Consider the following 355-nt stretch of genomic DNA (forward strand, 5'->3'; position numbering starts at 1 on the left):
GGGGCCGGCTTCCAGGCCGAGGACCGCACGGGCGTGCCCCGCGGACAATACGCCGGCGGCAACTCGCCGCTGCACCGGCACCGGCAGCTTCAACAGCCGGATCATATTCGTCACCGCCGAACGTGAGCGGCCGATCCGGTCCGCCAGTTCCTCATGGGTGACGTCGAACTCCTCGAGCAGCTGCTGGTAAGCGGCTGCCTCCTCGAGCGGGTTGAGCTGCACGCGGTGGATGTTCTCCAGTAGTGCATCACGCAGCATCGAGCCGTCGTCGGTCTCCCGGACGATGGCCGGAATCGTGGTCAGGCCGGCTTCCTGGCAGGCCCTCCAACGGCGCTCACCCATGACGAGCTGGTAG

The 355-nt window shown here is 67.6% G+C and carries 1 protein-coding gene; it reads right to left on the reverse strand.

Features of this window, described 5'->3' with window-relative positions; translation table 11 throughout:
- Nucleotides 1-355 (reverse strand): ParB/RepB/Spo0J family partition protein (locus GV790_RS29230; RefSeq protein WP_163818044.1); only part of this gene is annotated, 355 nt, incomplete at both ends.

This window comes from Nocardia cyriacigeorgica (genome assembly GCF_010858045.1).
Classification (GTDB): Bacteria; Actinomycetota; Actinomycetes; order Mycobacteriales; family Mycobacteriaceae; genus Nocardia; species Nocardia cyriacigeorgica_E.